The following is a 20,583-nucleotide window of genomic DNA, read 5'->3' on the forward strand; positions in this document are numbered from 1 at the left end:
AGTAAAACAAAAGTTAAAGTGGTTGTCAGTGTGTCCATTGTTCTTTTCGCCCCTCCATAAATTCCCCATTTAGTTGGAAAGCACTAAATTGTTATACTTATTTATTTCTTAGCAAATTGTTTTTGCGGAAACTCAAATCCTATCGAAAAGTCATCCTTTAATATGAGCATAGCATCAAACTTTTTCTTTTCTTTGGCTTTTGGCTTGAATCCTTTAATTACATTGGTTTTGCCTTTTGTACATAAATCCTTCACCTGTTTTTCAGTAATATTTTTACTGAGTAATTTTCCTGGGAAGGTTTGTTTACAACCACTTGCATATTCTGAGCAGCCATAGAAAGAACGATTCGTGGTGATACTTCCTTTTTTGCAACGAGGACATACAGTGATTGCGATCTGATTCACATTCTTAACACTATCAATACTCTGCTGGATGGAATCTACTTTCAATTGTTCAGGTACTTCTTCAATCAATTTATTTAAGAACCTTGCAATACTTCCCAAAAAAGCTTGAGATGTACCGTTTCCGTTTCCGATTTTCTTTAGATATGTTTCCCATTTGGCCGTCATGGAAGGACTGGAAAGCAGGTTACCTTCTATCGACTGACACAAGATCTTCCCTTTTTCGGTGATATGAACAATGTTCTTTTTTACTTCGATGTATTGATGTTTTTTAATGGTTTCGATGATTCCACTTCTTGTAGCTTCAGTACCTAAGCCTTCAACTTCTTTTAAAATTTCCATTTCTTCTTCATTTTCAACCGATTTCCCACACGTTTTCATCATAGAAATAAGTTGACCCTCCGTGTATGGCTTAGGAGCAGTGGTCATACCTTCTTTCATTTTGACAATACTATCTACTTTCTCCCCTTTTTCAAGTTTAGGAAGTGCTTGAATAGAAGCTTCATCTTTCTTAGCTGTGTTGTCATTTGAACCGTAGTTAAACAGTTCCTTCCAACCTTTGCTGATTTCTGTTTTTCCTACCGTCTCAAAGTCTAAACCATTTACAACCGTTGTGACTTTTGTCTCTTCGTACACATAATCATGATGAAACATAGCTAAGGTTGTGTTCAATACTTCAAAGTAAATATTTCTCTCTTCTATTGATAAACCTTGAATTTTTGCACGTGTTGGAACCTTTTTTGTAGGAACAATCGCATAGTGCTCCTGTACCTTTGATCCATCTACATACCTTTTATTTGGCTTTATAGAAGCTGCAGTAAAGGGGTTCTCTATTAGATCTTGATAGGATTCAAGATTAGCAGATAAATAGGCAAACTCATTTTCCGTAATGAATTGTGTGTCTGTTCTTGGGTAGGATAGAATTTTCTTATCGTACAGTTTCTGAACAGTATCAAGAACCTTCTTTGGACTGTATTTCCATCGTTTATTTGCTGTTGATTGCAGTGTAGAGAGAGCGTGCAACTTAGGTGATTTGATACGCATTTCCTTTTTTGATACGGATTTTATGATGCCAGTATCGTTACCTGTTATGTTGTGATGATTTAACAGCTGTAGAATTTCTTCTTTGTTTTCACTTTTTATTTTTGCTTTTCCTTTATATTTTCCGTTGGCAGCTGAAAAGTTACCTTCAATTTCATAAAATGGTTTTGGAACAAAATTTTCAATTTCGAGGTGCCTTTGATAAATTAAATACGTTGTTGGAGATTGCACTCTGCCAATGCTCAAGCTATCTTTAAGGCCTTTTTGTTGTAAAAGTAAAGTATAAAGGCGGCTTCCGTTCATTCCAACGAGCCAATCAGAGATTTGACGTGTTTTAGCTTCAGAATAAAGTAATAAATCTTTCTTGTTATCGTGAAGATTTGAAAACCCTTTTCGGACTTCATCCACTTCTAGAGAGTTAATCCAAAGGCGTTTAATAATTTTGCCTCTAACTCCTGTCATATGGTAGATCGAATAAAAGATGTTAGAACCCTCACGATCAACATCACATCCGTTAATGATAATGTCAGCTTCTTTAAATAACCATTTTACAGCATTAAATTGTTCATATTTTCCTGAAGCTACCTTAAATTCATAACGTTCAGGCAAGATCGGTAAGGAAGATAAGCGCCAAGTTCCCCATTCTGGTTTATATTCTTTTGGTTGCTTCAGCTCTACCAAGTGACCAATTCCCCATGTAATCATTGCTCCATTCGGAAATATACTGCATGGGTTTAACTCAATATGAGTTTTATCTTTCTTTTTTATAGAAAACGCGTCTGAATAAGCCTTAGCTTGTGATGGTTTTTCTGCTAGAATGACTACTTTGCTCATCTTAACTTCACCTTTGCACTTAAATTTTTTTACTAAAAGAAAGCTGAAATTCAGGTTTTAAGTAAGGGACTTTTTCAAAAAAGTTTATTCCCATATCACTTAGTTTCCTTCTTATTGTATCATTTCGTTATAATCCAATAATCATCCTCTGATTCTATAATCATGACCTGGAAGGTTCAAGTTGTTTCTCCTTTTTTCTTTACCCAAATATTATCAAACAAGCTCCATATGCACTTGATTACCACTGAACCATAAACCGTTTGCTCCTACTTTTTTAATCATGATGTCTCGCTCTTCATTGGGTTTGGCATACATCTTTAGAGTTTCATGTAATATTCCATACGTCGTTTCTCATCACTGCAACAGAGCATGTTTCCCGATACAACGATCTGAGCTTGGAAGACGAATAAAGCTTATAAAGAAAAGTAGACTTGAGCAGGAATTGTTACAACAGTGGTGAAATACAAGAATGGAAATAAATCGGGCTTTTTAAAAAAATGCCAATTGGAGTTGATTTAAAAATGGAAATACAAGTAAAACAAATTGAACTGAATGGACTTACTTTTACATATCGTGAGAGTGGAGATTCTACTGCACCGCCGCTTGTTGCACTCCATGCGCTAGGGGAAAGTGCAGAATCATGGGATAAAGCGGCCGCTGTATTAGGAAAAGAATATCGTGTCTTAGCTTTAGATCAAAGAGGACACGGTGGAAGTGCAAGAACGAGTACATATACAATTGAACTCATGTGTGATGACTTACTTCATTTTGCTAACGAATTGAATCTTGAGAGGTTTACCCTAATAGGTCATTCAATGGGAGGAATAGTATCCTATCTTTTCGCAGAAACATACCCAACCAGGTTAGAGCGATTAATTATTGAGGACATTGGACCTCCTTTTCAAGATAAACCAAAAGAAATACCTTCCAAGCCCTCTCATCCTCTACCGTTTGATTGGGAGGTTGTTCCCTCGATACTTAGTATTAATAACAAACCCGAATGGTGGGAAGGTTTGACTGAGATTTCAATGCCAACTCTTATTATAAGTGGTGGGTCTAGTAAAACGCCAAAAGACAAATTAACAGAAGTTTCAAAGCTTATTCCGAATTGCGAATTGGTGACAATAGTGGGCGCGGGACACTTTGTTCACGATGATAATCTACCAGACTTTTTAGATGCAGTTAATAATTTTCTAAAAACAAGAGATTCCAAAGAGATATCTAACAAAATTCTCTATTAAAAAAGTTTTTCTTACAAAGTGGTGGTATTATCTATGTGGGAATTATTTTATTGCTATTAAGTTCATTATCTAATAAAGATAAGTCCCATTTTGATGAAAATAATAGTAGATACATTAGTAAGGCATAACTATAAAAGAAAAATATCCTCTTGCTGCTATAAAACTCAATAAATACAAAATATAGCCAAGTAATTCATATGCGAATTACTTGGCTATTTTATAAGTATTTTATGTTTTTTTCTTCTGCAGAATCCATTAAATACACGAATCTATCTTCTTTTTAAAATTTGATGCTTTGTCCGGATTGACCTCAATTCCCAATTAAAAGATGCATAACTTACATTACGTCTAGATAATGTTGCAGAACACCTGGCGGGTAAAAATTTAGAGGCAACGGCCTTAAGGATATAATGGTGGCGTTGGAAATAATGGAATCCGTTTGTGCCTGTTTTAGACATCTGAACATAGCTTTGCCCCCAACTGAATTAGCGGAATGAATAGTAATGCGGTTAGCAAATAGATTTTCATCCACCATCATTTGAACAAGCATTAAACCATTCCTATTTTTATTTAATAAGTCGTGATCTAAAGAAAGATGTTCGACGTTAAAGTTTCGTAACAACTCTAAACACTCGTCAATCGTCTCCGTTAAAACATAGCCTTCTGGTTCTATCCTATAGTCATCTAAGAAAACACTGATTGTATCCATTTCTTACTCCCTTCCTTATAAAGGGGGTGACTAAGAAAAGTCAAAAAAGCCCAAAATAAATAGATTACATGTATTATCTTAACATAGATTCTACATTAAAATAACAACTTCGAATTATAAACAAAGGTTTAATTCCTTGTTTGTTCAACTATCCAATGTTTAACGTCAGTTCATTTTTTCACCTTAATAAATATTCGTTATTCCTTCCTTTAAATCCTACTGCGCCACAATTAATATGATACGAATCCAGGTGGTAAAAGGAGTGGTTCCACCCACAACGAAAAAACCGCAACGAATTTCGCTGCGGCTTTTAGTGCTAATTATGATACGTTTGGCATGTTTTCACTCAATAAAAAATTCCGTTAGCTTTTGAGCTTCCCTCTATTGCTTAGGCTTGCAGATCGCTAAATGCCTGATGCAAATTCCCTTTTACTTCGATGTTTTCAAGGTTTACCCCTAGAGCAACCATCGTTTGTGCTACCTCTGGACGGATACCCGTTAGAATGGTCTTAACTCCTAGTAATGATAAAGCACTAATTACTCTTAAAAGCTGGTCTGCTACCATCGTATCGACAATCAAGACACCTGATACATCGATGATCAGATTTTCTAATTTTAACTTAACTGCTTGGTTCAATGTTTCTTCCATTAATAACTTTGCTCGTTCTGTATCAATATTACCGATTAACGGCAAAACCCCTGTTCCTTTTATTAAAGGTACAATAGGAACAGACAACTCTAAGAAGGCTGCTTTTGCTTGTTCAAGCACTGTTTGGTGAGACTGAACAAAGTTTAAACTGAAATAATAAACGGCATGATCCAAGAGTGGGTCAATAATCTCTATTACTTCAAAAATTGTAGCAGCTGACAAACCTTGTGCAGTTGCCTCTTTTTTAATGACTTTCCAAATCGATTCCCGGTAAAAGCTCGTATCTTTTAACGCTTCCTCTAATGGAGCTCCTAGCTTGAATAAGTACTCCCCTGTTTCTTTCCCCCAGCGTTTTACCTTTTCAATAGAGCTGCTTTGATCATGAGAATCAACTAACGCTTCTCCAAATAGATTGATAAACTCCGCTCGCAATTTTAGAATCTGCGGCTCTATTTTTTGAAACTCGTTCTTCTCCGCTTGTGTCATGATCACGCCTTCCATCCGGTCAGAATGAATGATCTCCGCGATTTCATGTCTTTGTTTGATAATTGTTTCCCCGAGTTGCTGCAATTCTTTATTCATAAGATCCTCCAAGGACTTTTTAACTATTTTCTACCATTATATCCTATTAAATAATAAGTTTACTATATTAATGTCTCGCACAAAGTGCATTCAGCCATTTACCTTTTATTCACTAAGATCGTTCAGCAAATTTCCTGCACTTAAATTAGAAAAAAATAAAAAAACTCAAAGAGAAATTTACATCTTGGAGTCTTTTTTGATTATCTTGAAGCTTTTTTCCCACTATTCGTGGCCATTTTATAGAATAAACACGACAGACTCGATAATTAGGTCTTCTAATCATAATATCCTTGTTGTTTCTTCTGCTATGAAGCTATCATTTTTATTTTATTCCACGGTTAAGTCCAATAATTCCACGTTATTTTCGATAATTCCACGATAATATCCAATAATTCCACGTAACTAATAATTAGTCTTCTTTTGAGTCATCGTTATCTGTGTTGATCTATAAGAATGGGATTTCCATCTGGATCTTTAATCATAAAACTTCCTGGACCTTCACTTGTTTCATCCGCTTCTGTTAAAAATTGAACTTCTTTTGTTTTTAGCTGCTTTTGAAGGTCACGAACGTCTGTAAAAGAATCGAGATTTTCGGCATTTTGACTCCATCCCGGATTAAAAGTGAGCATGTTTTTTTCAAACATTCCTTGGAAAAGACCGATAACGCAACTTTCATTCTTCAAAATGAGCCAATTTTGGGTAATGTCTCCTCCCAAGGTTTCAAATCCTAGATTCTCATAAAAAGCTTTCGATTTGTGTATGTCTTTTACACTTAAACTTACAGAGAATGCTCCTAGTTTCATATGTAAAATTTCCTCTCTTTATAAAATTGACTTGCTTTTAAAATTGATAAATATAGTAATCTTGTGAGTGTACTTTTTCGAATCCAACTGATTCATATAAACCTAGAGCACGGTCATTATTCGTTTCGACCTCCAAGTGTACCGAGTGGCCAGCTGAATTTTGATCTTTAATAACTTGGCGCAATACTTTCCTTCCAATTCCTTTTCCTTGCTGCTCTGGCAAAATGGCAAATCCATAGATCCAGACTTGTCCATCTTCTCGTCTGAAACGAATTTTCCCTACCGACTTTCCGTTCACATCAATCATTAGCATTTCGTTGCCTTCATCTCCATCGATCTTGCTTTCCATCGCAATGGCATCTTCTTCATCCATACCGAATGCCTCAACTGATATACGTATACGCATGTCTGAATCATCTTCGTTTGCTTGTCGGAGTGTAATACCGTCCACTTCTTCAAGAGCTCTTTCTTGCCACTCCATTTGATGTTCTGAAAATGAATAAACAGCATTTTGTTTAATCAAAAATGCTTTTGCAGACTCTGATCCAGCAGGTGCGTTTAATAGAATTTTCTTGTATCTGTTTTGTTTTACAGTTTCCATTCCTCTCTGGAACAAAAAGCTGAAATATCCCTTCCGCCGTTCACTTGGTTTCACCATGCCACACACTTCTACCATGGATCCAAATGGATACAAACCTAAAAATGCTACAAGTTCGTCTTTTTCATAATGAAGAAAATCCAGCTGATCAGATTCGCGTTTTCTTAACATTTCCCAGTTAAGCTTTAGTTGAACATGATCATGGGTTTCGCACTCTTTTTGCAATTGTTCAATGTCTTGTAATTGTTTTGTCGTTAACATTCATTGTCCCCTTTATTATTGAATCGTTTCTCGCTTATGAATTGCTTGTCCTCCTAATAATTCAATACGGTTGGATTATTTTCCTTTTCAAAACATTAAAGATAGACTCCTTATTGTCAAAACCCTGATCCCCTTAATTAACTAGAATCTTTTTCCATCCGTACAGGGTATTTATCGCCTATAATATGCAATAATAGATTATCTAGTATTTTTTTAGGAAAGGAAACATCAAGATGAACAAACAAGAAAGCAGCTATAGATGGGTGGTATTTGGCACCGTCTTATTTGCTTACTTTTTAATTGTGAGCCAAAGAACAGCTCCAGGGCTTATTACCGATCAATTAATGAAGGATTTTCATGTATCAGCTTCCACAATAGGTCTATTGAGCAGTATTCAATTTCTGGCATACGCAGGATTACAGATTCCGGTTGGTCTCTTAGCTGATAAATATGGGCCTAATCGATTCCTAATTATAGGTACACTTCTTAATGGCTTAGGAAGCCTCCTCTTCAGCCTTGCTCCGAATGAGTATCTTTTAATTTTTTCTCGTTTATTAGTGGGAATTGGAGATTCCATGATTTTTGTCAACTTGGTTATTATTTTAAGTCAATGGTTTAAGGTAAAGGAATTTGTAGGATTGTTAGGAGTCGTTTCATTGGTCGCAAGCTTTGGGTCACTATCAGCTACTGTTCCTTTTTCCTATTGGATTTCACTTACAGGCTGGAGATCGCCATTCCTTAGTATTGGTATTATTTTAATGTTATCTTCCTATCTTCTTTATACCGTTCTTGTTGCAAAACCAAAACAAATCTTTAAGGATGATGATTCCAAATTGAAGAAGGAATCTGTTGAGGACAGACCAAGTGTTTGGTCCATACTGCGCAGAATTTTTACTACTCGGCAAGCTTTGGCAACATTCCTTTGCCACTTTGGGGTGGTTGGTACATATGTTGGATTTATAGGTTCCTGGGGAGTTCCATATGGTATCCACGTGTTTGACTTGTCGCGGTCTGAAGCAAGCCAGCTTATTATGTATGGTCTTTTTGGCGCCATGATTGGCGGTCCTTTAATCAGCTGGATTACAAGCAGATTAGATTCGATAAAAAGGATCTATATCCTTATTCATATCGTTGTGTTTTTTAGTTGGATAGGACTGTTTTTGTCCGGCATAAAGCCATCTTTTATTATGGTAGTCATTTTACTGTTATTCATAGGTTTCGGAAATGGTGCGAGCTCCTTAACTTTTGCCGTCGTAAGAAAGTCCTTCCCGATGACAGAAGTAGGTGTTGCCGCAGGATTTGCCAATATGGGTGGGTTTCTAAGCGCGGTATTATTACCAAGTATTTTCGGAAGTGTACTCGATCTCTTTCCTCAGCATTCAATAAATGCTGCCTATCATTATGGATTTATCATCCCTGTTCTCTTTTCTTTAATGGGACTGTTTGGCGTCATTTTAATAAAAGAGGAAAAAAAGAAAAACTCGAAAATATCACAAAAACAGTAGAAGAAACCGCAAAAAGAGGCTGCGTTGATACTAGTACTAAACTAAATTTGGATAATGTAAAAGAGACCAGTTTTATTGAAGTAAGGATATTAGTGAACTGACAAATTGTTTCAATATAAATTTATAGGAGATTAATAATGAATATTAGGAAATTAAACATAGGTGAAAATCTTCCAATGGAATTGTTGTTATTGGCAGACCCCTCTGAAGAGATTGTTAAGGAATATGTTAATAGGGGAGAATGTTTTATAGCAGAAAGTGAACAGAAGATCGTTGGAGTATATGTATTACTTCCAACAAGACCTGAGACAATCGAGTTAGTGAATGTTGCAGTAACAGAGGATCAACATGGTAGAGGTATTGGAAAACAGTTAGTTATGAATGCAATTAACACAGCAAAGAAAAAAGGCTACAAAACAATCGAAGTTGGTACTGGAAACGCAGGCATTGGACAATTGGCTCTCTATCAAAAATGTGGATTTAGAATTATTGGTGTTGATATGGATTTTTTCATTAAGCACTATCCAGAAGAAATTTATGAAAATGGTATACATTGCAGGGATATGATTCGACTCACTCAGGATTTATAGGTTTGTGGAAAATTACTTCAACTAAGTAAAAAGAGTGGTGGTTGTATGACATTACAACATAACCTAAATCAGTGAAAAATAAAAAAATAAGAAAACGACCAGACATAAAACTGGTCGTTTTGATATTGTTCTAATTACTGAGTTAAGGCGTAAATACATGTGTCAGTAAGTCTTCTACCATCTGCGGATAAATCTTCATTCTTCAAAATTCCTTCTAACTCAAATCCCAGTTTTTCAGGGATAGCCCTACTTTTATGATTGGTTGATTCACACCTGATTTCTATTCTTTTAAATTGGAATTGGTTTAGCCCAAAGTTCGTTAAACCTTTTAGTGCTTCAATCATATATCCATTCCCGCCAAATTTGGTATGAATCCAGTAGCCGATTTCACATTTCGGGATGTCCCAGCATATTCCTTGAATACTCGTTGTTCCAATATAATCATGACTATCTTTATGGAAAATTAGAAAACGAAAACTTTCTCTTTGTAAAAACTTCAGATGAGCTTCTCTTAAGTTAATTTCAGTTTCTTCTACAGAAGGAAGCGTTTGTGCAAATGGCAACCAGACTTTTAATTCGTTGAAGGATTCTTTTATTGCTTTATTAACGATCATTCCATCCCCCGATTTTAAAGGTACCCGCAGTATTAATCTTTCAGTTTCTATTCGCATTGGAACTTCTAATAAAATTGGATTCATTTGTTTTCCCCTTTCTCATGTCTTTCTTTATTTATTTTTAGACAACAAAAAAACTCCCACCCCCAAGATCAATAATCTTGAGGACGAGAGTTGAACTATCGTGGTACCACCTCAGTTTGTTGATACATCACTATATCAACCTCTTCAGGTACAAAACATACCCTATCTTTATATCGGAAGAAACCGTCTTATAATCCCTAATGTGTTTCATTAGCTTAATAAGAAGCTCCGAGACTTTTTTCGCTAAACTAATTATTACTCCTTTTCAGCAATATGGGAGCTCTCTGCTAATAATTAATCGTTAGCTACTCTTCTCTTCAGCGCTTACATCGATATTTTCATTTTTCAGGTTAGTATACTCTAATACTATTAATATTGTCAAAAATTCCCACGAATTATTATAACTTCTTAACATTTATAAAATTAAAAGGCTGCCCCACCGGACAGCTTTCCTTTAAGACCAATTACTTATGTATCATGTTTTTACACTTGATCAATCGCTGGTTTAACTCCCACAAGGCTGTTTTGTTGCTGTCCCATTTTAATAAGAATTGTGCTTCTTCATAAGTGGTCCACTTGTATAATCCATGTTCTTTCGAAAGGGAAAGATCTTTATTTTTGACCTCGACTCCAAAGGCATATTCCTTTAAGACAAACACCTCTTCTCCCCATAGAAAGCTTCCAACCACATGTTCTACAGGTAACGATGAAGTAGTATCCAGTTGAAGAAAAGCAGAATCAGCTGCAATACCCGCCTCTTCAAATGCTTCTCGCCTAGCTGAATCTTCTATTGTTTCCCCTTCCTCTCCTCCTCCAGCAATTCCTTGCCAATACCCTAGATCAGCTCTTTGAAAGATGGCAAATTTTATCGAGTTCTCTTCCATTAGATAAGGTAAAACTAAAACTTGATAAGCAGCTCTCATTGTTTGTCCTCCACATCATCAATCTAGCAGTATACAAGTTTTAAAAAGCAAAAAGAGATCAATAAATTGTTTTTTTTATACTCGTTTTTTCATGATTGGACAAAAAAATAAGGACAGGACAACATAAAAGGTCGTTCCCCCCTTAGAAAATCGTTTCTTTCGTCGTTTGGAGCTGTCATTTTACTTTTTATCCACGGTCGCAGCCAATAATTCCACGTTATTTCTAATAATTCCACGTTAATTCCAATAATTCCACGTTAGCACTAATTGGTTAAATAAACCACTCTTTACCTTGGTCACGAATGAATTTTATATCTTCTTGATAATGTTCAAGATGTCCTTCTTCTATCATCTTTTGAAAGGCAATGTCTCCTTCATTCGCTTTTCTTGTGATTGTTTTGCATAATCCTTCTAATCGCAGCAAAACCATTTCTGAAAAAACCTGTTTTACTTCCTCACCGTACGAATCGAAAAACATTTTCACTCTTTCTTTGATCCGATTCGCATGCACTGATGAATCATAGTTAATCTGCTCACCCTTTTCAGAATGATAAAATCTGCTTAAAGGTGCACATGTATATAGGGTGTAGGCGATGTCCCAAATTCTTGGACCAGGTGCTGCCACATCAAAATCAATAATACTAACAGGTTCTTCTTTATCAAAAATGATGTTATAAATAGCAAAGTCATTATGGCAGATGATCTCTAACGGTTTTGGAGTTTGATCTAACGGCTGCCAATTTTCATCAAAAGGAAAATCACTCACCGCATCATGATAAAGACGAAGCATCTTCGCAATTTTAATTAACGATTCATCAGACCACATATAGGTCTTCAATGGATAGTTGCCTGCTTCTCCTTCCATATAGGTTAAGATTTCTCTTCCTTTTTCATCGATCCCCAAGAACTTCGGTGCAAATTTATAGCCTTTATTTTCTAGATGCTGCAGCAATCTATGAATCTTCTGACTGCTTGGCTTTAACTCTCGCAAAACAGTATTACCTGATCGATACACACTGGAGACGTTTCCCCCGGTTAGTTTTTCTTCATTTGAGTGATTAGACATATTACGCCTCCCTTAATCTTTTAACTTTCTGAAGAGGATACTTCTAAATCAAGATCTTCAATTTCATCTCAATGGGCTTGAATGCTTCTTTTATTGGACTTTCTTTTAATTCCTCAAAAAGTTTTTATTCCCTTTAAAAAACACAAACGTTAAATTTCGTTCCTTCAACTAACTACCTTCCAATTTTCATAAAAAAAACCCTACTTCCCTCAAGAAGTAAGGCACTTTAATAAACGATCAGGATTGCTGGCTGCCGCTTGTAAGATGAGCATCAAACATATCAATGATTTCGAGAAACCTATCCGCTTCACGGAAAACATGGTCAGCTAAAAGCGGATGGATAATACTCTTGATTTTACATTGCTCAATTAAATCGCGTGCCGTTTTCTTGAAGTCACGAAGAGATGAGACCGACACACGATTTTGATCGAGGAATTGATCTAATAAAGGAACTGTTTGAGATTGTGGCCGCATTGAATCAAGGTCTCTCGCTTGATACATCAATTGATCGAAATCATTGCTGAAATCTCGAGCTATATCAATTAGCTTCCTTTCAGAGGGATCCAGCAAGTGACCGATAAATTTCGCATGATCTGCCATAATCCTTAAGAAGAAGACATTTTCTTTAATAATGGCGTCAGGAAGTGGTTTCAGTTTTCCTTCATTTAATTCAATTAATCGGTTTCTAAAATAATTGGCTTCCCTGCTTGTATGATCAACCAACAGCGGAAAATTATTTGCCCCCGGCATTTTACATGTGAGAATTAACCCTAATACTTTTCGTTTAAATTTAAAAATACTGGTTGCCGCAATTTGGACTTCTGTATTAAACTTTTTTATACTTTCAGGATCTGTTTGATTCGTATAGGAATAGGAAGTTTGTTCGATATGTTCAAACAATCGGTAAAATTGGTTAGCCTCTTGAATGAGTTGAGTATCGTCTGCTCTGAAGCCCAATCGAAGAAACAGTGAATGTTCTTTCATAATCCTCGACCAAAAACGTATTTCATTTAACGAACGATCAACAAACAAACCTGATGTAACTCCTGTATCTGGGTGTAATACACTGCCATCTCCGTTCATCTAAAACCCTCCCAGTAAATGCTGCGCTCGCTCTATTATTATTAAGTGATTCATTTAAAAATACCTACAACAAAATTGCATCGTAAATATGTTTTAGAAAAATAGGCAAACATGCCTTGTTATATCACAATCCACCACTGAGGTTTTCTTGAAATCTAACAGTAATTAGGTTACTTATATGGTAAAATATAGAAAAAGAGATAAAGGGTGGTCTTATTGAAAAAGAAAGAATTATCCGTAATAGGCATTTTGTCTTTAGCAGGAATATTGTTTATGGGAGCGATCCCCTTTGCATTTCAAGGGATGACCTTCAGCTTTTCTAGGTATCTAGAAGGGATTAACAAAATAATTTCATCCGTCTTCCACCCCTTTTCAATCACGTACCAAAATGAAGCAGGCGTTGTAAGAGATGTCATCCCCGCTATTTTAGATCCCTACTTTTATTCAATGACCCTATTATTTACTTCCTTATTTATTGCTGTGGCCATAGCTATCGTCTTCAGCATACTAGTATCCGCTCTGCCTCCGTTTTTATATAGGATCGTACGATTTATTTCTTTCCTTTTCGAAGCAGTTCCTGACATTATGATTGCCGTGGGTATGCAATTCTTTATCATCTGGTACTACAAGAAGACTAATCATTTATTGTTTCCGGTCGCTACTTCCTATCATGAACAGCCGTATTTTATACCGATCTTCTGTTTGACCATTCTCCCTGCAGTCTTTTGTTTTCGAATCCTTTTGCATCAGATGGAGGAAGAATGGGATGAACCATATATTCTGACTGCTAAAGGAAAAGGTCTGACTCGTTTACACGTATTGATTCATCATATTTTACCTCATACATTAAAGACTCTTTTTCATCAGTCAAAAGTCATCATATGGTTCATGTTGTCCAATTTGCTGGTGATTGAGCTCTTATTCAATATTTTTGGCGTTTCGAATTTTGTGTATGAATATGGAACACCAGAGATTTTTGCAATTGTATGTATTCTCATTTTCATTCCGGTTTACATGTTCTTTTTGTTCGGTTATTGGGTGACAAATAAAACTTCACCAAAAGAACAAGTTGAAGCTTCACTTTCTTTTTTGATTCCATACTTTAAAAAAGGTTTATCTGTTTTAATAAAAGTGCTTCAGCCGTTCATTTCTGTTTTTCGAGAACCGTTATTTGCGTTTGGTTTTTGTTTTATTGCGAGTTTATTATTCTTAAGTTTCTACCATCATGTTCGTTATGATGACTTCATTCCGCAACTGCAGGTGATCTATGATAAAGATGGGATCACTCCGCTCGATCAGGCGCCTTTTGAACCTTCATCACGTTTTTGGTTTGGGACTGATCAGTTTGGCTATGATTCCTTTTACCGCATTTTATCTGGTGCGAAATATACAATTGGCATCGCTATCATCATCAGTTTATTGAGACTATTAATCTCGTTTTTGATCGGGTTGGTTCTGCACCTTTCCCCTCCTGTTTTCAAGAACACTTTAAGAGGCGTCTCAGAATCGATTCACTATGTACCTGTTGCTTTACTTACTTTGTTTTTTCTGTTTCCTGTCTTGATTTCGGAAAAATTTGATTTCTGGGAAAAAGGTTTCTTTCAAATTATCATTATGACAGTCATTGCCCTCCCGGTTGTTTCTGTCATGATCGCATCCGAGATTGATACGGTTTATGAAAAAGAGTTCGTTACAGGAGCGAAGTTATTAGGAGGAAGCCGTTTCCACATCTTTTGGCGCCATCTTTTGCCACATTTACTGCCAAAGCTGTCTTTTGTTTTTGTTCAGCAGACGATGTACGTATTGATACTTTTTGCACATCTGGGACTGTTGAAAATGTTTTTTGGAGGAACAATTTTAGAACCATACACTTTTGGTGACGCAGATAAAATCGCCATTTCAGTTTCGAACGAATGGTCGGGTATGATCGGTTCTTTTTATAATCAAATTTTAATTCGTCCCCATCTGATTTTGATCCCGGTTTTATTTTTCACTGCGAGTGTTATTGCTATTAACTTTATGCTCGAAGCGATTAAAAAGCTTCCTGAAATTAGAAGTAAGTTTTACAATGTTTCTTTTCTTCATGTTAAGGGACTTGCTTCCATCGTGATTGTCGTCTTTTTTATCAGTGGGAATGTGTATAACATAAAGAAGTTTGAGCGGGAACTCGTTAAACCTGTTCCGGTAGCAGAAGCAGCTGAGAAGAAGACTGAACCATCGGAAACTGCTGCCGCTCCGTTGCAAGAAGTCGGTCAATATGTAACGTTGAACGAAACACTCGTAAATAAATTTAATGAAGGTATGATTAATCCTTTGCCTCTTAAAATCGGCGAACCGGTCAATACCGGAAATTTCGGTAAACCTGATAAAGAAGAGACGCGTGATGACATTACTACTCTTTCCTTTACGTATAAAGGGCATCAGCTATTCATAAATGTCGATCAAGATAAAATCATCACAAGTTTCCAAGTAAATATCCATGCGAACCGTGAAGAGATCATGAAAACAATGGCACAGAAACCTGACGAAAGATCTTCGAACAACACGATGTTTATTTTTTACAAAGGCGATTACAAAGTTAACTTTTTCCGTTTTGGAGATGATTTATGGTGGTTGAGCATCGAGAAAATGCAGTAACATGGATTTAGCCAGCCAATGATAAGATGGGAAATTGAAGCGGTTAATTTGAAATTACTAAGGGGATACAGAAATGACTTCATTCATATTTGACATGGACGGTACTTTGTTTCAAACAGATAAAATTTTAGAACGATCACTCGAAGATACATTTAATAGATTACGGTCTTTTGGGCAATGGAATGATGTGACACCTATTGAAAAGTATCGTCAGATTATGGGAGTTCCCTTACCCGTTGTTTGGGAAACATTAATGCCAAATCACTCAATAGAAAATCATGTACAAGCTAATGCAACTTTTCATGACCATTTAATTGCAAATATCCTTGAAGGAATGGGATCATTGTACCCGAATGTGACTGAAGTCTTTCAATATTTAAAGGATGAGAACTGTTCCATTTTTATTGCCAGTAACGGCCAAACTGAATATTTAACATCCATAGTAGCTCATTTTGGATTGGATCTATGGGTAACGGAAACGTTTAGTATACAGCAAATCTCCACACAAAATAAGTCCGATTTGGTTCGATTCATCATGAATAAATACAAGATATCGAGTGGTGCTGTCGTTGGTGATCGTTTGTCAGATATTATGGCCGCAAAACAAAATAATCTTGTTTCGATAGGCTGCAATTTTGATTTTGCACAAGAAATTGAACTTTCACAAGCTGACATAGTAATTGATGATTTACTGGAGTTGAAAACCATTTTCCAAGAACAATTAAAAACATATACAGTACAGGGATAATTCGCAAACGAATACAGACTGCTGAACCACTTAAGTATGCATTGTGTGCTAAAAACTTATTTCAAATTAATAACAGCGTACACCTAAAAAGCTGGAAGATCTCTCTCATTGTTATAAATGTGAAATTGGATATAGTAACAGCCACAAATTTATAAAGGGATGGTGTATGAGTGCTTGTAAAGATAGCGAGTATTTTAGCATTTATCGTTTTAGTAGCAATCGGATCATTTGTTTATTATCAGCAAACTTATTTATCAATTTGGGGATTCAATCTTTCAAAACAAGAATTAAAAGAAGTTATTGTTCAAACAGAAAACCATTCCTATATTGTTACAGATAAAAAACAGGTTTTGAAAATTGCAGAGGTTGTTTCAAAAATGAAAAAATATTCAAAGATTGAATCTTTCAATTTTCCTCCTCAAAATAAACCAGAACCGTATAAAGAACTTTTAATCAGAACAGATAATAAAGCTATATATGGGGGTAATTTTTGGGTTATGGATAATACCGTCACACTAGATAGTAGTGGTTATTATTGGGAACCAGATTACAAAAAATTGAGTTCTACCCTAAAGTCCTCCCTTAAAAAGGCGGCTATATTGAACTAAATACAAAAGATTGTGTATTCAAGATTTGGAGCAATAAGACAAAAGCAAAAATAAGATAGTTTTAAGCACTGCGATTTGCAGTGCTTTTTCAATTGCCAATTAACATGCGATTTATGAGTTTTCTTATTGGCGAATAGCGCGGCTGTTTATTGCGGTTTTACAGCATCCACAATTATAGAAACGACAATAAGGTTTCCTTGATGATTGCGATGATCGAACCGTTTTGAACGATAGATGAATCCTCTTTTTTCATCCCATTCATTTTCATCACAATATTCCAACAGCGTTACTGCAATTTTTCTTGTTTAAGCATGATTTCATCTCCTTACTAAAATCGGAATTTAGAAATAAATTCTACAAACTCTTTTTGTCTCGAATGTTCATATTTCATGAGGGCATATGTGTTGGCATCCGGAAGTGTGATCGAATGGCAATCGACCTCTAGCAGACTGCCTTCCAACAGCTCCCTCCTAACTGTGGATGACGGTAAGAAGGAAACGCCCATTCCTTCTGATATAAATCGTTTTGTGATATGCACCTGTGAAACTTTCATCATTCTTTGTGATGGATAGAAACTTTTGATTTGCTTGAGCAGCACATCCCAATAGCCCGGATGATTATGGGTCAGCAAATAGTTGTTGTTCAGTACATCTGATTCATCCAATGGCGGTGCCGTTTCGGAATCTCGTCCATCATGTGCTGAAACGAGTACAACTTTATCGTTATATAACGGTCGGCATGTCAGATCTGGATTCGTGCTTTCTAAACAGGATAAGCCAATATCGACTTCTTCATCTAGCACTGCTTTTTCAATGTCCATGGATTCGATGATCTTCACGTTAATTTCCACATTAGGATTTTTACTTAAGTATCTCTTCAAAACTGAAGGCAAGATGGTGTCTGCGATAAGAGGTGATATCGCGATAGAAAACTGTGATGTATACCCTTGACTGAGAGATTTCATATCTTCCAATCCCCGCTGATATACGTTGATCAGTTCTTTCGCATGCAGCAGATACTTCTTTCCTTCTTCTGTAAGCTTGATCTTTTTTCCTTCACGACGAAAGAGCTCCGTACCGATTTCTTTTTCTAAAAGTTTGATATGAACGGTTACAGACGGCTGTGAAATGTAAAGAATTTCTGCCGTCCTTCTGAAGTTTTCACACTCTGCTGCTGTGATAAAAGTGGTAAGCCAGCTGAATTCCATGTTTACACTCCTTATTAAAAATACTAAAGCTGTCCTTTAAAAAGATTTAATTTTCTTAATCATCTTCATTGTATACAATGATACTAAGTAAAGGAAGGAGATGTTGTTATGATTAAGGGATTAAAAGGTATTGTGGCAACGGAAACCTCCATCAGCCATATTGATGGAGATCAAGGACAACTCATTTACAGAGGCTATGAGATCAACGATTTGACGAATAAATACTCTTTTGAAGAAGTAGCTTATCTATTATGGTACGGAAAGCTTCCGAACGAGGAAGAATTAAAAGCTTTGAAAGAAGAATTGCAGGCAAACCGTTCACTCGAATTCCGTATGATCGATATTTTAAACAGCCTTCCCACTGACATGGATATGATGAGTGTACTAAGAACCGTTATTTCTTCTCTTGGAACGAAAGATTATGCTTGGAAACCAACAATCTCTCAAGCTATCAAACTGACAGCTATTATACCAACAATTATCGCCTACCGAAAAAGAGCGTTAGATGGTGTAGATTTTATCCCTCCTCATGATAAGTTAGATCATGTTGCGAATTACTTGTACATGCTGAATGGAACCGTTCCACAAAAAGCGCACGTTACTTCGCTCGAAAGCTATATGATATTGACCCTCGAACATGGGATGAACGCTTCTACTTTTTCAGCAAGGGTTACAGCTTCCACTGAATCTGATCTAGTGTCCGCTATCACTTCTGCGGTTGGTACGATGAAAGGACCGCTTCACGGCGGCGCTCCATCTGGAGTGATCGATCTTTTAAATGAAGTCTCGTTTGTCGGTGATGCAGAAAAAGTGATCCGCAATAAATTAAACAATAAAGAAAAACTGATGGGCTTTGGACACCGTGTTTATAAGACACACGACCCTCGCAGTATTGCTTTGAAAGAAACACTATTAAACTTAGTCGGACAGGATAAATGGCTTGACTTAGCAATCGATGTGGAAAAAATTGCTGTAGCGTTATTGGAAGAATACAAGCCTGGCAGATCGTTATATACGAATGTCGAGTTCTACGCAGCGGCAATTATGAAATCTATTAATCTTGATGCTTCCCTTTTCACCCCGACTTTTTCAGCGAGCAGAATCGTCGGCTGGACAGCACACGTAATTGAACAATCAGAAGACAACACCATTTACAGGCCACAATCTGCCTATGTGGGGAAAATGGTTAACGGTACAGTATAGCCAGTGCAATAAAAAGGCGTACTTCCTAGGTTGGAATGTACGCCTTCATAAATTGTTTAAAAGATCTTAATTCATTTTTGATAAATACGCTTCGAACTTATCCCACATTTCTGTAAAGCCTTGGACCATACCCATATCCAGTACAGTCTTTACTGCCTCTTCTGACGAGAACTGAGCGTGGTTGACAAGTTTCGTTTTACCTTCGTGTTCGATAAGTGTTAACGTGATTAAAGTGCCTGGCAAATTTTCGTTTATTTTTCCTTCTTCATCTGAGAAATAATCTTCATAGAAGATTCGCTCAGGCTCAACTATCTCTTTATATAAAGCTAATCCCCAAGACTTCATTTCACCATCAGGAGATTCCATGCAATAGTGCCACGAACCGCCTTCACGAAAGTCCATTTTACTTACAGGAATCGTCCAGTATTTAGGACCCCACCATTGTGAGAGATGTTCAGGATCTGACAGTGCTTGAAAAACAAGTTCTCTTGGTGCATCAAAGATTCTAGTAAAGATGATGTCAGTACCCTCAACCGTTGTAGTCATTGAATTCTTCACATGATTTTCAGCCATTTTTTAATTCCTCCTAGAAATATAAAAATTTCAATCAGCTTTAGTTTGAAGCTTTATCATTCGTGCCACCAGAAGGTTCATGGTGTACTTTGCTCCCTCCATAGCACCACATTCATTGATTGCCTTTTCAAGTTCGTCCACTGATTTAAAGACCATTTTCATAGAAAGTTCAGTCTGATTATCTTCATCATCCCATTTGTTTGTGACACATTTCAGCGGCTACTGGTGGTTATTTTTGTCCACTTCCTTTCTTTGGAGATTCTTCAGGTATTCGTCCAAGCGGTCCAATCGTTCGTTCCAGAGATGTCTGTAAGAATCAATCCAGGTGTCTAATTCTTTAAATGGTTCTGCTCTTAATTTATAGTAGCGTCGATTGGCGATTGGCTGCACTTCAACGAGCCCGTTTTCACTCAGAACACGAAGATGTTTTGAAACTTGGGGCTGGTTCAATCCCAGTTTCTCTGTGACTTCCCCTACCGTCATGGGACCATCACGCAGAAGTTCAACTATGTGCAAGCGGTTTGGCTCGGCGAGAGCATTTAATATAGTTTTCATGTTTATAATATACATCACAAGGAATATACGTGTAAAGGAATATTTAAAAATTTCCAGAAAATATTTAA

At 36.4% G+C, this 20,583-nt stretch carries 19 protein-coding genes, 1 pseudogene and 1 other annotated feature; of the genes and pseudogenes, 7 read left to right on the forward strand and 13 right to left on the reverse strand.

Features of this window, described 5'->3' with window-relative positions; genetic code table 11:
- Positions 1-101 precede the first annotated feature (101 nt).
- Complete coding sequence (gene topB, locus RGB74_RS13820) at positions 102-2,276, reverse strand: type IA DNA topoisomerase (RefSeq protein WP_310759880.1); 2,175 nt, start codon at positions 2,274-2,276, stop codon at positions 102-104.
- Positions 2,277-2,797: 521 nt separating this feature from the next.
- Between topB and RGB74_RS13825 the strand changes: the two genes are divergently transcribed.
- A complete protein-coding gene (locus RGB74_RS13825) occupies positions 2,798-3,517 on the forward strand; it encodes an alpha/beta fold hydrolase (RefSeq protein ID WP_310759881.1) in 720 nt (239 codons plus the stop codon).
- Positions 3,518-3,854: 337 nt separating this feature from the next.
- Here RGB74_RS13825 and RGB74_RS13830 read toward each other — a convergent pair whose 3' ends face one another.
- From RGB74_RS13830 to RGB74_RS13845, 4 genes are all read right to left on the reverse strand, one after another.
- Positions 3,855-4,226 (reverse strand): cyclic-phosphate processing receiver domain-containing protein, encoded by a 372-nt coding sequence (locus RGB74_RS13830; RefSeq protein WP_310759882.1) that lies wholly within the window; start codon positions 4,224-4,226, stop codon positions 3,855-3,857.
- Positions 4,227-4,614: 388 nt separating this feature from the next.
- A complete protein-coding gene (locus RGB74_RS13835) occupies positions 4,615-5,457 on the reverse strand; it encodes an STAS domain-containing protein (protein ID WP_310759883.1) in 843 nt (280 codons plus the stop codon).
- Positions 5,458-5,888: 431 nt separating this feature from the next.
- Positions 5,889-6,260, reverse strand: coding sequence for a VOC family protein (locus RGB74_RS13840; RefSeq protein ID WP_310759884.1), 372 nt, complete (start codon positions 6,258-6,260; stop codon positions 5,889-5,891).
- Between the two features lie 37 nt (positions 6,261-6,297).
- Entirely contained in the window at positions 6,298-7,119 is an 822-nt protein-coding gene (locus RGB74_RS13845; protein ID WP_310759885.1) for a GNAT family N-acetyltransferase, read from the reverse strand.
- 233 nt (positions 7,120-7,352) lie between these two features.
- On the opposite strand from RGB74_RS13845, the gene RGB74_RS13850 reads away from it, so the two are divergent.
- Positions 7,353-8,624, forward strand: coding sequence for an MFS transporter (locus RGB74_RS13850; RefSeq protein ID WP_310759886.1), 1,272 nt, complete (start codon positions 7,353-7,355; stop codon positions 8,622-8,624).
- A gap of 137 nt (positions 8,625-8,761) precedes the next feature.
- On the forward strand, positions 8,762-9,214 hold the full coding sequence (locus RGB74_RS13855; RefSeq protein WP_310759887.1) for a GNAT family N-acetyltransferase: 453 nt from the start codon (positions 8,762-8,764) through the stop codon (positions 9,212-9,214).
- A 134-nt stretch (positions 9,215-9,348) separates the two neighbouring features.
- On the opposite strand, the gene RGB74_RS13860 is transcribed toward RGB74_RS13855, so the two are convergent.
- The 4 genes from RGB74_RS13860 to RGB74_RS13875 form a co-directional block, all read right to left on the reverse strand.
- The gene (locus tag RGB74_RS13860) at positions 9,349-9,912 is read right to left on the reverse strand and encodes a GNAT family N-acetyltransferase (RefSeq protein WP_310759888.1); all 564 of its coding nucleotides are present in this window, start codon (positions 9,910-9,912) and stop codon (positions 9,349-9,351) included.
- Positions 9,913-9,988: 76 nt separating this feature from the next.
- Positions 9,989-10,242: a binding site (T-box leader), on the reverse strand.
- A gap of 134 nt (positions 10,243-10,376) precedes the next feature.
- On the reverse strand, positions 10,377-10,835 hold the full coding sequence (locus tag RGB74_RS13865) for an NUDIX domain-containing protein (protein WP_310759889.1): 459 nt from the start codon (positions 10,833-10,835) through the stop codon (positions 10,377-10,379).
- Positions 10,836-11,106: 271 nt separating this feature from the next.
- Positions 11,107-11,901: a phosphotransferase gene (locus tag RGB74_RS13870; protein ID WP_310759890.1), complete on the reverse strand. Its 795-nt coding sequence runs from the start codon at positions 11,899-11,901 to the stop codon at positions 11,107-11,109.
- A 237-nt stretch (positions 11,902-12,138) separates the two neighbouring features.
- Positions 12,139-12,984 (reverse strand): DUF2935 domain-containing protein, encoded by an 846-nt coding sequence (locus RGB74_RS13875; RefSeq protein ID WP_310759891.1) that lies wholly within the window; start codon positions 12,982-12,984, stop codon positions 12,139-12,141.
- Positions 12,985-13,200: 216 nt separating this feature from the next.
- On the opposite strand from RGB74_RS13875, the gene RGB74_RS13880 reads away from it, so the two are divergent.
- The 3 genes from RGB74_RS13880 (at position 13,201) to RGB74_RS13890 (ending at position 16,977) form a co-directional block, all read left to right on the forward strand.
- Positions 13,201-15,621, forward strand: a complete 2,421-nt coding sequence (locus RGB74_RS13880) for an ABC transporter permease subunit (RefSeq protein ID WP_310759892.1) — start codon at positions 13,201-13,203, stop codon at positions 15,619-15,621.
- A 73-nt stretch (positions 15,622-15,694) separates the two neighbouring features.
- Positions 15,695-16,369: an HAD hydrolase-like protein gene (locus tag RGB74_RS13885; RefSeq protein WP_396135973.1), complete on the forward strand. Its 675-nt coding sequence runs from the start codon at positions 15,695-15,697 to the stop codon at positions 16,367-16,369.
- A 170-nt stretch (positions 16,370-16,539) separates the two neighbouring features.
- A complete protein-coding gene (locus RGB74_RS13890) occupies positions 16,540-16,977 on the forward strand; it encodes a hypothetical protein (RefSeq protein ID WP_310759893.1) in 438 nt (145 codons plus the stop codon).
- A gap of 146 nt (positions 16,978-17,123) precedes the next feature.
- Here the strand turns inward: RGB74_RS13890 and RGB74_RS13895 are convergent.
- Positions 17,124-17,267 (reverse strand): annotated as a pseudogene (locus RGB74_RS13895) (SAM-dependent methyltransferase); the annotation flags it as partial.
- 38 nt (positions 17,268-17,305) lie between these two features.
- Positions 17,306-18,184, reverse strand: coding sequence for a LysR family transcriptional regulator (locus RGB74_RS13900; protein ID WP_310759894.1), 879 nt, complete (start codon positions 18,182-18,184; stop codon positions 17,306-17,308).
- A 108-nt stretch (positions 18,185-18,292) separates the two neighbouring features.
- Between RGB74_RS13900 and RGB74_RS13905 the strand changes: the two genes are divergently transcribed.
- Positions 18,293-19,387, forward strand: a complete 1,095-nt coding sequence (locus RGB74_RS13905) for a citrate synthase/methylcitrate synthase (RefSeq protein WP_310759895.1) — start codon at positions 18,293-18,295, stop codon at positions 19,385-19,387.
- Positions 19,388-19,453: 66 nt separating this feature from the next.
- Here RGB74_RS13905 and RGB74_RS13910 read toward each other — a convergent pair whose 3' ends face one another.
- Positions 19,454-19,960: an SRPBCC domain-containing protein gene (locus RGB74_RS13910; protein WP_310759896.1), complete on the reverse strand. Its 507-nt coding sequence runs from the start codon at positions 19,958-19,960 to the stop codon at positions 19,454-19,456.
- A gap of 219 nt (positions 19,961-20,179) precedes the next feature.
- A complete protein-coding gene (locus tag RGB74_RS13915) occupies positions 20,180-20,530 on the reverse strand; it encodes an ArsR/SmtB family transcription factor (RefSeq protein WP_396136071.1) in 351 nt (116 codons plus the stop codon).
- Positions 20,531-20,583: the final 53 nt, after the last annotated feature.

This window comes from Bacillus sp. NEB1478 (genome assembly GCF_031582965.1).
Classification (GTDB): Bacteria; Bacillota; Bacilli; order Bacillales; family Fictibacillaceae; genus Fictibacillus.

What these genes read in the sequence shown, in the direction of transcription:
- topB (WP_310759880.1), bottom strand. Translation starts at nt 2,276, where the DNA reads ATGAGCAAAGTAGTCATTCTAGCAGAAAAACCATCACAAGCTAAGGCT.
- RGB74_RS13910 (WP_310759896.1), bottom strand. Translation starts at nt 19,960, where the DNA reads ATGGCTGAAAATCATGTGAAGAATTCAATGACTACAACGGTTGAGGGT.
- RGB74_RS13865 (WP_310759889.1), bottom strand. Translation starts at nt 10,835, where the DNA reads ATGAGAGCTGCTTATCAAGTTTTAGTTTTACCTTATCTAATGGAAGAG.
- RGB74_RS13845 (WP_310759885.1), bottom strand. Translation starts at nt 7,119, where the DNA reads ATGTTAACGACAAAACAATTACAAGACATTGAACAATTGCAAAAAGAG.
- RGB74_RS13915 (WP_396136071.1), bottom strand. Translation starts at nt 20,530, where the DNA reads ATGTATATTATAAACATGAAAACTATATTAAATGCTCTCGCCGAGCCA.
- RGB74_RS13870 (WP_310759890.1), bottom strand. Translation starts at nt 11,901, where the DNA reads ATGTCTAATCACTCAAATGAAGAAAAACTAACCGGGGGAAACGTCTCC.
- RGB74_RS13860 (WP_310759888.1), bottom strand. Translation starts at nt 9,912, where the DNA reads ATGAATCCAATTTTATTAGAAGTTCCAATGCGAATAGAAACTGAAAGA.
- RGB74_RS13875 (WP_310759891.1), bottom strand. Translation starts at nt 12,984, where the DNA reads ATGAACGGAGATGGCAGTGTATTACACCCAGATACAGGAGTTACATCA.
- RGB74_RS13885 (WP_396135973.1), top strand. Translation starts at nt 15,695, where the DNA reads ATGACTTCATTCATATTTGACATGGACGGTACTTTGTTTCAAACAGAT.
- RGB74_RS13900 (WP_310759894.1), bottom strand. Translation starts at nt 18,184, where the DNA reads ATGGAATTCAGCTGGCTTACCACTTTTATCACAGCAGCAGAGTGTGAA.
- RGB74_RS13830 (WP_310759882.1), bottom strand. Translation starts at nt 4,226, where the DNA reads ATGGATACAATCAGTGTTTTCTTAGATGACTATAGGATAGAACCAGAA.
- RGB74_RS13855 (WP_310759887.1), top strand. Translation starts at nt 8,762, where the DNA reads ATGAATATTAGGAAATTAAACATAGGTGAAAATCTTCCAATGGAATTG.
- RGB74_RS13840 (WP_310759884.1), bottom strand. Translation starts at nt 6,260, where the DNA reads ATGAAACTAGGAGCATTCTCTGTAAGTTTAAGTGTAAAAGACATACAC.
- RGB74_RS13850 (WP_310759886.1), top strand. Translation starts at nt 7,353, where the DNA reads ATGAACAAACAAGAAAGCAGCTATAGATGGGTGGTATTTGGCACCGTC.
- RGB74_RS13835 (WP_310759883.1), bottom strand. Translation starts at nt 5,457, where the DNA reads ATGAATAAAGAATTGCAGCAACTCGGGGAAACAATTATCAAACAAAGA.
- RGB74_RS13825 (WP_310759881.1), top strand. Translation starts at nt 2,798, where the DNA reads ATGGAAATACAAGTAAAACAAATTGAACTGAATGGACTTACTTTTACA.
- RGB74_RS13905 (WP_310759895.1), top strand. Translation starts at nt 18,293, where the DNA reads ATGATTAAGGGATTAAAAGGTATTGTGGCAACGGAAACCTCCATCAGC.